This window comes from Streptomyces sp. NPDC006743 (assembly GCF_040703815.1).
Taxonomy (GTDB): Bacteria; Actinomycetota; Actinomycetes; order Streptomycetales; family Streptomycetaceae; genus Streptomyces.
In genome coordinates this window covers 1-7,974 of record NZ_JBEYJA010000109.1, presented here as the reverse complement: position 1 = coordinate 7,974, position 7,974 = coordinate 1, and the positions used below count along the sequence as shown (strand labels likewise).

Sequence of the window (7,974 nt, the reverse complement as noted above, 5' to 3'; positions counted from 1 at the left end):
GCGGTGCCGCCGCCGACGACCGCGGCGAGGACCACCACGAGGGCGATGTTGCGCAGCCTGCGGCGCCGGGCGCCGCCGTTCGCCGTGCCGTGGCCCCGACCACATCCAGGCCCACCGCATCACCATGGCGGCACTGGAGATGACCGAGCTGACCCCGAAGGTGTACTGGACGACGATGCCCCGCTCGGCGATGCGGCGGTTCGGCGAGGTCATGCGCGAGTTCCACGAGGACATGCCGGAGCCGGATCCCGCCGAGGCCGCCGCGCTGGCCGAGATAGGCCTCCCCGACGAGGAGATCACGACCTGGGTGGACACCACCGTGTTCAGCGGCCAGAAGTACGACGCCCTGGCCGCGCACGCCAGTCAGGGCGAGAACATCTTCTTCCTCAAAATGGGCCGGGAGCGGTTCGGCGAGTTGATGGGCATGGAGACCTTCGTACGGGTCCGGGACACCACCGGAGCGGCCCTGCCCGAGAACGACCTCTTCGCCGGACTGCGCTGATCCGACGGGCAGACGTCGTCCTTCCCGCTCTCTGATCCTGAGAACACCAGATCCACGACGGCGCGCGCAGCCGACGAGTGGCGGGCGGGGCGGCCCGAGCCGCCCTGCCCGCTGGGCGCGCCGCCGGCCGGAGTGCGTCGGCGAAGCGCCGGACCAGCGGCACGGCCGGCACGGACTGCCGTCCCCCCTGGCCGACGCCGCCAGTATCCGCATCGGTGGTGCCGTCGCGGCAGCAGGTGCGTCCAAGGCCCGGGAGGCCTGTGGTCAGTGGGATGTGTCAGAGTCGGCGCATGCTTCGAGATCGTGGTGAGGACGGAGAACCGGGAGCGGTATGTCCGTGTGTCCGCCGGGGAGTTGGCCGGTCTGGTCCGGCGGATCGCGGGCGGTGCTCCACCCGTCACGGGCCTGCTCGGAGGCGGTGTCCTACCGGCGGATCGCCGAGATCAGTCCGCCGGGCCGTTCCTCGCGCCGCGGCGGGGTGCTGATCGGGCGGCCGTAGGCGGCAGCGCACTCGCGCAGGGTGTGGCTGTCGGCCTCCCAGCCGTGCCCGGCCAGCCAGCCCACGGGGTCATCGGGCATCTCCGAGACCCACATGGACGCCGCCGATCCCGGCACGGCGTCCGCGCCGAAGCGCTCGATCACGCCCCGCGAGCCCAACGTCAGCCCCATCCGGCTGCCTGCCGCCGACCGCGCGCCGATCCGGGCCAGCAGCAGCTCCACCGCGTCCTCGGGCAGGTAGATCAGCAGTCCTTCGGCGATCCATACGGTCGGCTCGGCCGGGTCGTGCCCCGCGGCGGCCAGCGCGGCCGGCCAGTCCTCCCGCAGATCCACCGCGACGGTGATCCGCTCGCAGCGCGCGACGGCCCGCTCCTGGCGCAGCACCGAAGCCTTGAAGTCCAGCGGCGCGGCGGTGTCGACCTCGAACAGCCGGGTGCCTTCGGGCCAGTCCATCCGGAAGGCCCGGCTGTCCATGCCGGCACCGAGCAGCACGACCTGCCGGACACCGGACGCGCAGGCCCGCAGCAGCAGGTCGTCGAGGAACTTCGTCCTGATGACGATGGAGAACGAGACGGCCAGCCGGCGCCGTCGCGCGGCCTCGTCGTCGGGCAGCGGCGGCGAGGAGGGCCACAGGCCGCCGGCGGCGGCGAAGGCCTGTGCCAGTGGGTCACGGAACAGCGCGTTCTCCCGCTCGGTCTCCAGCGCCCGTACCCTGGCCACCCCCACCGCCGTGGCCCACACTCCCGACGGCTGCACCCGCTCCTGCTCATCAGTCACCGAGCCACCCTAGACGATGGACGCCGACGGCCTGACGAGTGGGACCGGCGTCGTGCGCGGCCCGCCGGTCACGCGCGCACCGGCCGCCTGCGACCCTTGCGTGGAATCGCCGCCAGGGCTGCAAGTGGCAGGTGCGGTTGCCGTGTTCCCGGGCTCCTCCTGCCGAAGGGCGTCTGCCGGCCCGCTACTGCCCGGTGGTCCGGGTCCGCACGACGACCGCGTAGCCGCCGACACCGAGGAGACAGTCTCCGCTGATCTCACCGAGGGCTGTGTAGAGCGTCAGGACGCGTCCGGTCGTCGAGTCGTAGGCGATGTCCTTGACGGTGCCGTGCTCGGTCCCGTCTTCCGTCAGGACCCGTCGGCCCAGGGCCTCTTGGTGGGCGGGGAAGCCCTTCCCGCCGGGACCGGCGGCGGGCGAGCGCACGATGACGGCATCCCGTCCCACCGCCTCGACGGCGCTCCAGGCGAGGGCCGTGGCGTGCCGCGGGGCGCCGGACAGGCGCAGACAGGCGATGCTCCTGGTGTGCGGGTCGATGGTCAGGCTTTCCACCCGCCCCAGTGGTTCGGCCTCTTCCACCGTGATCACCGGAAGGCCCCGGGTCTGGGTGAACAACCTCATGCCGGACTCCCCTCTCCACGTGCGGGTGATTCGGTGGGTGTGTCCCGGGTCGATTCCACAGGTGTGCCCACGGGTGTGTCCGCGTGGCCGGTCGCTGTGTGCGCCCGGAAGGCCTCGACCTGGGCGCTGAAGCTGGGCAGGTCGTCGGCGACGTAGCGGCGGGCGTGGGCCGGTACGACCAGAGCACGTCCGGAGACGGCCAGAGTCTCCCCGCGCGGGATGAACGCCTTCCGTTCCCGCCGGTCCAGGTTCTCGTTGGCGGCGATCTCGAAACCGATCACCCGTCCGCTGCGCCCGCCCTCGATCACCACGTCAAGGATCGTGCCCACCTCGGTCCCCTGGTCCGTGAGGACAGGGGTACCGATGACCTGACCGCCTCGTCCCGTGCCGGATCCCATGGCCAGGCCCCGCTTTTCCAGGACCGCCTGACTGGGGATCATCACGGCGGCCGGTCCGATCGCGTGCACTCCGGACAACGGCAGGACCTTCTTGAGCGGTCCGGCCAGCAGGCCGCGGCCGCTCAGGGTGAAGCCGGTGACCCGGCCCCCCTCGGCGTCGAAGACGGTGTCCTTGATCTGGGCGACGGCTTCACCGTCCAGCGTCACCACCACCCGCTTGGTCAGTTCGGAGGCGAGCGCGAGCGAGATCACAGCGCACCTCCCCGCCGGCGACGGCCCTCCGACCGCACGGCGATCACCGTCCCGCTGCGTCGCCTCGCCTGGACCGTCAGCACCGTGACAGTGAGCACGATCGCCACCGCGACGAGAAGGACCACCCAGCCCCACCACACCATCGCCGACCACCTCGGTACAGTCTTGACTGCGAATGCCGCCTTGTTCCGGCGAACTCCCTGGGCTATCCGCTTGCCCGCGGGACGCCCACCGCACGCCTGCGCGCAACCGCACATCGACGCCGGCAGCACGCTGGGGAACCCCGTCGTCACCCCTCCACGCCGGAGCCGGCCCGGGGGCGGAGCCGTGCCGTCGCCGCGGCCCACACATGCTTCCCTGGCATCCTCCATGCGCCGACCGTGACCCGCGTACCCGAGCCGGGGGAGAGGGCCATGGGGGCGCACGGACGCTCATCAGCGGCACGACGCCCCAACACCCGCCGGCAGCACCAACAGCCGGCCGACGGCGCAGCGTCTGACGGACGCCGATGCCGTCGACACCCGGCGGCTCAGCCGTGCCGTGCCGTTCCGACGCCGTCCGCAACCAGCCGTCAACCGCCGTACGACCCGGGCGAAGGCAGGAGAACAGGCCAGGTCCCATTGCGAAAGGGCCGTTGTCGTCCTCGTCCGAGGGACGGACCATGCGGCAGCGTCCGAGGGGCGGACCATGCGGCAGCGTCCGAGGGGCGGACCATGCGGCGGGCGACGCCGCTTCGCGTCAGGTCCTGGAAGGCCGCCGCTGTCCGGGGGAGGCGCCGGCCGCGAGCGGCAGACTGCGCAACGACAGCGCGCTGGGCGGGGGCAGCGCCCCGTGGGCCGCCTCGGCACGGAACGACTGGAGCAGATACGCCACCAGGCGCCGGGACGCCGAACGGTCGTGCGGCAGAGCGGTGACCAGACCGCAGTGGGACAACAGGGCCACGGTGAGGTCGGAGGGATGGAAATCGGCCCGGAGCGCACCGGCCGCCTGGGCCCTGCGGACCAGGACCATGAAGTCCCGCTCGGCCTGTTCCCTCACTCGCGCGTCCTGCGCCGTACGGTCCGGGAAGGCCGCGACGAACGCGGCGGGGAACCCCCGTTCCTCCCGCTGGAGTTCGCAGATGTTCTCGACCAGCCCTCGGAAGCCCCGCCACGGGTCGGGGTCGGCCAGCGCCTCGGTGAGCGCCCGGGCGCAGATCTCCATCTGCTGCGCGTACGCGGCCCGTACCAGGGCGTCCCGGGTCGGGAAGCGCCGGTACAGCGTCGCCACGCCGACTCCCGCCCGCCGGGCGACGGTGGCCATGGGCGCATCGATCCCCTGCTCGGCGAAGACCGCACGGGCGGCGACGAGGATGCGCTCCCGATTGCGCCGGGCATCGGTCCGAAGCCCGTCCGTACCCGCGATCCGAGAAGATTCGCCCACCACTGTCTCTCATCTCCGGCCCAAGCGGACGATGCCGTCCGTTTCCCAGCCTACGCTCGGCCCGCCCCCGGATGTCCCGCAGGGCCGCTCGCAGCGAAGGTGAGAACGATGAACGACCGCACGATGAAAGCAGTGCTGTTCGACCGCTTCGGCGGTCCCGACGTGTTGTACGTGGGCCGGGTGCCACGTCCCGAACCGGCGCCCGGCGAGGTCCTCGTGCGGGTGCGTGCGTTCAGCGTCAACGGTGGTGAACTCGCGGTCCGTTCCGGCCGTCTCCGCCTCTTCACCGGCCAGAGGTTCCCGCAGCGCATCGGGTTGGACCTCACCGGCGAGGTCGTCGCCCTGGGCACCGGCGCGACGGGTGTCGCGGTCGGCGACCCGGTGTGGGGCGTCATGGGCGCCGCCTCCAAGTTCGGCAGCGCCGCCGAGTACGTGACCGTGCGGGCCGAACGGCTCGGCCGGGTCCCGGACGGACTGGACCTGGTGTCCGCCGCCGCGCTGCCGGTGGCGACCACCGCCATCACCGCACTCCGCGACAAGGCCGCGCTGCGCCCTGGCGAACGGCTGCTCGTACGGGGCGCGGCGGGCGGCGTCGGCAACGCCGCCGTCCAGCTCGGACAGGCGTACGGTGCCGAGGTCACGGCGCTGGCCCGCGCCGCCAATCTGGACTTCGTCCGTACGCTCGGCGCCCACCACGCCGTCGACCACCGGAGTGTCACGCCGGCGGAACTGGGCCCGTTCGACGTGGTCCTCGACACGGCGGGCACCGACCTGCGGGCCTTCCGGCGCCTGCTGAAACCCGGCGGACGCATGGTCTCCATCGCCTTCGACCCCACGCGTCCCGCCGCCTCGCTGGGCTACATCGCGGCCAGTGCCGTGCACGGACGCAGCCGGGTGCGCTTCTTCAGCGGCAACCCCAAGCGGGAGCTCTTCGACGACCTCGCCCGTCAGGTGGCCCAGGGAACACTGCGCCCGGCGGTGGACACGGTCTTCCCGCTGGAGGAGACGGCGGCGGCGCACCGGGCGCTGGAGGCGGGCGGTGTGCGGGGCAAGTACGTGGTCAGGGTCGACTGAGACCGCGTCCTTCGCATGCACGAGCCGAGGGGTCGTGACGCTAACGGATTGGAAAACGGAACCGTTAGTAAAGCCTAACGGTTAGTGTTAAGTTGGCGCGTGAAGAGAGCGGGCTTCGCCGGGGCCGGCGGTCCACCGCGCCCCGGCCGGCGGCCCATCGCCGTCGGCTGCTCTTCCCACCGCACCGGACGGCAAGAGGAGGAACGATGCGCACTGTGATCGCAGGAGCGGGCCTGGTCGGGCTCACCACCGCGGCATCACTGCGGCTGATCGGACATGAGGTCACCGTGCTGGAACACGCGCCGCAGGTGCGGGCCGCCGGGGCGGGCATCGCTCTGTGGCCCAACGCGCTGCGGGAGCTGGACACCCTCGGCGTCGGCGACGACGTCCGGCGCATGGGCGAGACCGTCGACGCCCGGTTCTTCGACGCCGCCGGACACCCGATGCGCGCCGCCGGCTACGACCCGGCCGCCCACCAGCTCCTGATGGTGCCGAGACCGGACCTGAACAACCTCCTCGCCGACACCCTCGGCAGGGACCGGATCCGCCTGGGAACACACGTCACCGGCTTCACCGAACACGACACACACGTGGAGGTGCACCTCGCCGACGGCGCGCCCCTGCGGGCGGATCTGCTGATCGGAGCGGACGGGGTGTACTCCGACGTGCGCGCCGCCCTGGTGCCCGGCAGCGCGGCCGTCGCACACGCCGGCAACTACGCCTGGCGGGCCGTGCTGCCCTCCGGGGACGAGCGGCCGGAGGGCACGTTCGTCACGATCGGCACCGCGCGGACCCGAGGCGGCTACACGCGGGTCGCGCAGGGCCGGACCATGTGGTGGGTCGGCCAGTTCGACGCCGGTGAACTGGCCGGCAGCAAGAGGGAGCGGGCGCTGCGGCGGGCCCGCAACCTGGCCGAGTCCGGCTGGCACGACGAACTCCTGGAGATGATCGCCGCGACGCCGGAGGAGGACATCCTGGAGAACCAGATCATGGTCGTCCCTGAGCTGCCGCGCTGGACCACGGACCGGGTCGCGCTGATCGGGGACGCCGCGCACGGCCTGTCCCCGCACATAGCGGCGGGCGGCACCCTGGGCATCGAGGACGCCGGAGTGCTGCGCGCCGAACTGGCGGGTGAAGCGGCCACGCCCGCCGCCCTCGCCCGCTACGAGAGCGCCCGCCGATCCAGGTTCGAGCAGGTGCGCGAGCACTCCGCGGCGATCGAGCACGCCCACGGCGCCGCCGAGTCCGCCGAGCGCTACGCCGCCTTCACCCACTGGATGATCACCACCGCGCCTGCTGCCTGACGCGCCCACGGCGAGCCCGGACGGCCCGGACGGGGCGGTCGCGTGCTGTGGCAGACGGGCTGACGACGGATCGGGGGAGTCGGGGTTGCCCCCGCGCTGTCACGGGCGAGGGGGCAGCGGTCGCGTGCCATCGGTACGGGCCGGTGAGCGGGCGGGACGGCATCGTCCGCGTGCCGTATCGGTCTACTCCCGTATCGATCGGCACCCGTATCGAGGGGTGCGGCCTGGCGTCGGACGCGGCGGGGTCCCGGCCGGCCGGGGGCTTGGCCGCGGTCTGCTGCATTGGCGGTACCGAGGTCACCGGGTCGGGGGAAGGAACCCCCGGTCGCCGGGCCGGTCGCCTGGAATGGGTGTGATCATCACACAAAGATGACATGACGACTCCGGGCAGTCACCGCCCCTGGCAGGAGGGCCCCTCGATGAGCCTGTTCGTGCAACCCCTTCTCGGCGTCGCCGCGGCGATCGCCATAGGCGCGCCGGTCCCGCTCGGTACCGCCGCCTCCCCCGCCGTCACCGCAGAGGGTTCCTCCGCCGTCACCACAGAGGACTCCCACGCCGTCACCGCAGAGGGCTCCCACGCCGTCACCGCCGAGGGCACCCATTGCGACCGGGCCGACCAGGACGTGTGGGGCAGCGGGCCCAGCCGCAACCTGACCGCCCGGCTCTGCAGCATCCCGGCCCACCACAAACGCTGGTACACCGTAGAGGTCGACACGCTCATGCAGACCTACTACAAGGGCGACACCCCGGAGGGGGGCGTCGACCGGACCAGGGCCCTGCGCCACAGGACCATCAGGTGCCTCGGCTACACCCGCAACAGCGACACCGGCACGGTCGACTGGTTCGGCTGCCCGCCCGTCTGACGCGCCCGTACCGGCTCCCCGCGGCCGGCCACGCGGCGCGGCGGCGGTCCACCGCTGCACCGACGGTGCCCAGTGAGCCGTGGGCAGCGACGAACGCATGCACGCCGCCGGCACCGCCCGTACTGCCTCCCAGGACTTCCGTCTCAGCCGTCCCCGGACTGAGAGCTGCGGACAAAAGGGGTGCCCGGCTCGCGACGCCCGGCACGCACGCTCGCGGCGTTGCCGAAAGGCCCTGACGGCACCCGCACCCCGGCACGCTCAGCTT

7 protein-coding genes and 1 pseudogene are annotated in these 7,974 nt (G+C 72.6%); 4 read left to right on the top strand and 4 right to left on the bottom strand.

Features of this window, described 5'->3' with window-relative positions; all coding sequences use genetic code 11:
* Window positions 1-94: 94 nt before the first annotated feature.
* Window positions 95-502: pseudogene (locus ABZ719_RS36795) on the top strand (GlcNAc-PI de-N-acetylase); the annotation flags it as partial.
* Between the two features lie 423 nt (window positions 503-925).
* Here the strand turns inward: ABZ719_RS36795 and ABZ719_RS36790 are convergent.
* From ABZ719_RS36790 to ABZ719_RS36775, 4 genes are all read right to left on the bottom strand, one after another.
* Entirely contained in the window at window positions 926-1,741 is an 816-nt protein-coding gene (locus tag ABZ719_RS36790; protein WP_366729522.1) for a class I SAM-dependent methyltransferase, read from the bottom strand.
* 220 nt (window positions 1,742-1,961) lie between these two features.
* The gene (locus tag ABZ719_RS36785; protein WP_366729521.1) at window positions 1,962-2,396 is read right to left on the bottom strand and encodes a PRC-barrel domain-containing protein; all 435 of its coding nucleotides are present in this window, start codon (window positions 2,394-2,396) and stop codon (window positions 1,962-1,964) included.
* On the bottom strand, window positions 2,393-3,046 hold the full coding sequence (locus ABZ719_RS36780) for a PRC-barrel domain-containing protein (protein ID WP_366729520.1): 654 nt from the start codon (window positions 3,044-3,046) through the stop codon (window positions 2,393-2,395). Before ABZ719_RS36780 ends, ABZ719_RS36785 begins: the two co-directional genes overlap by 4 nt.
* Window positions 3,047-3,784: 738 nt before the next feature.
* Window positions 3,785-4,468, bottom strand: a complete 684-nt coding sequence (locus tag ABZ719_RS36775; RefSeq protein WP_366729519.1) for a helix-turn-helix domain-containing protein — start codon at window positions 4,466-4,468, stop codon at window positions 3,785-3,787.
* Window positions 4,469-4,576: 108 nt separating this feature from the next.
* On the opposite strand from ABZ719_RS36775, the gene ABZ719_RS36770 reads away from it, so the two are divergent.
* From ABZ719_RS36770 to ABZ719_RS36760, 3 genes are all read left to right on the top strand, one after another.
* A complete protein-coding gene (locus tag ABZ719_RS36770) occupies window positions 4,577-5,542 on the top strand; it encodes an NAD(P)-dependent alcohol dehydrogenase (protein ID WP_366729518.1) in 966 nt (321 codons plus the stop codon).
* Window positions 5,543-5,748: 206 nt separating this feature from the next.
* Window positions 5,749-6,846 (top strand): FAD-dependent monooxygenase, encoded by a 1,098-nt coding sequence (locus tag ABZ719_RS36765; RefSeq protein WP_366729517.1) that lies wholly within the window; start codon window positions 5,749-5,751, stop codon window positions 6,844-6,846.
* A 374-nt stretch (window positions 6,847-7,220) separates the two neighbouring features.
* On the top strand, window positions 7,221-7,709 hold the full coding sequence (locus tag ABZ719_RS36760; RefSeq protein WP_366729516.1) for a hypothetical protein: 489 nt from the start codon (window positions 7,221-7,223) through the stop codon (window positions 7,707-7,709).
* Window positions 7,710-7,974 lie beyond the last annotated feature (265 nt).

Bases quoted from the DNA above. Each gene is read 5' to 3' on its own strand.
- ABZ719_RS36785 (WP_366729521.1), bottom strand. From the start codon at position 2,396: ATGAGGTTGTTCACCCAGACCCGGGGCCTTCCGGTGATCACGGTGGAA.
- ABZ719_RS36770 (WP_366729518.1), top strand. From the start codon at position 4,577: ATGAACGACCGCACGATGAAAGCAGTGCTGTTCGACCGCTTCGGCGGT.
- ABZ719_RS36765 (WP_366729517.1), top strand. From the start codon at position 5,749: ATGCGCACTGTGATCGCAGGAGCGGGCCTGGTCGGGCTCACCACCGCG.
- ABZ719_RS36760 (WP_366729516.1), top strand. From the start codon at position 7,221: ATGACGACTCCGGGCAGTCACCGCCCCTGGCAGGAGGGCCCCTCGATG.